Raw genomic sequence first — 996 nt, 5'->3', positions numbered from 1 at the left:
CGATCCCGGCGGCGCGGGCCTGCTGGCCGAAGGCGAGGCTGACGAATTGGCTGCCCTGGTCGGAGTGCCAGATCAGCCCGCGGGCGGGTCGGCGGTGGGCGAGCGCCATCTGGAGGGCGTCGGTGACGAGCTCGGCGCGGAGGTGGTCGGCCATTGCCCAGCCGACGATCTGGCGGCTGTAGAGGTCCTGGACGGCGACGAGGTAGAGCCATCCCTCCCAGGTGCGCAGGTAGGTGATGTCGGCGACCCAGCAGCGGTTGGGTGCGCCGGCGGCGAAGTTGCGGTCGAGGAGATCTTCGGCGACCCGTACCCCGGGCACCCGGACAGTCGTCGTGCGCCATTTCTTGGTGATCAGGCCGGAGAGGCCCGCTTGGCGCATCAGCCGCTCGACGCGTTTGCGGCCGATCCGTTCGCCGTCGTCGAGGACGAGATCAGACCAGATCCGAGGCGAGCCATAGACACCGCGGCGCTTCCTGTGCAGCTCCCGGATCCGCTCGGTCAGCCGGGCGTCCTCGACAGCCCGTGGCCCCGGCGGCCGTCGCGTCCAGGCGTGGTAGCCGGACCGGCTGACCTCGAGCACGCGGCACATGATCGCGATCGAGTGCGCGGCCTTCTCCGCGGCGATGAACCGGTAGACGCTCACCGGATCGCGCCTTCCTTGGCGAAGAAGGCCGCCGCTCTTTTTAGGATCTCTCGCTCCTCAGCGAGGACACGGTTTTCACGACGCAGCCGGCGGAGCTCGTCGCGCTCGGCTGAGCTGAGTCCTTCAGCCTTGCCTTCGTCGACGTCGAGCTGGACCGACCAGTTACGCAACGACTGCGGCGACACTCCGAGCTCGCGAGCGAGCTGCGGGACCGAACGATCGCTGCTCCGCAACAGCCTGACGGCCTCGGAGCGAAACTCCAACGAGTAGGGCGGGATCTTTGGCATCAGCAGACATCCTTCCCGACCGAGCGAACTCAGTCAGCAGATGTCCACGGAAGCGGGGGAACTCCA

General features: G+C 68.1%; 2 protein-coding genes. Both read right to left on the bottom strand.

Annotated elements, in window-relative coordinates:
- A partial coding sequence (locus Gocc_RS15565; protein ID WP_114797494.1) for an IS3 family transposase occupies positions 1 to 643 on the bottom strand: 643 nt, incomplete at its 3' end.
- On the bottom strand, positions 640 to 930 hold the full coding sequence (locus tag Gocc_RS15560; protein WP_114797493.1) for a transposase: 291 nt from the start codon (positions 928 to 930) through the stop codon (positions 640 to 642). The genes Gocc_RS15565 and Gocc_RS15560, both read right to left, overlap by 4 nt.
- Positions 931 to 996 lie beyond the last annotated feature (66 nt).

Origin of the sequence: Gaiella occulta (assembly GCF_003351045.1) — a bacterium.
Classification (GTDB): Bacteria; Actinomycetota; Thermoleophilia; order Gaiellales; family Gaiellaceae; genus Gaiella; species Gaiella occulta.
The sequence above is the reverse complement of the archived record's forward strand: the minus strand, read 5'-3'. Positions and strand labels throughout refer to the sequence as shown.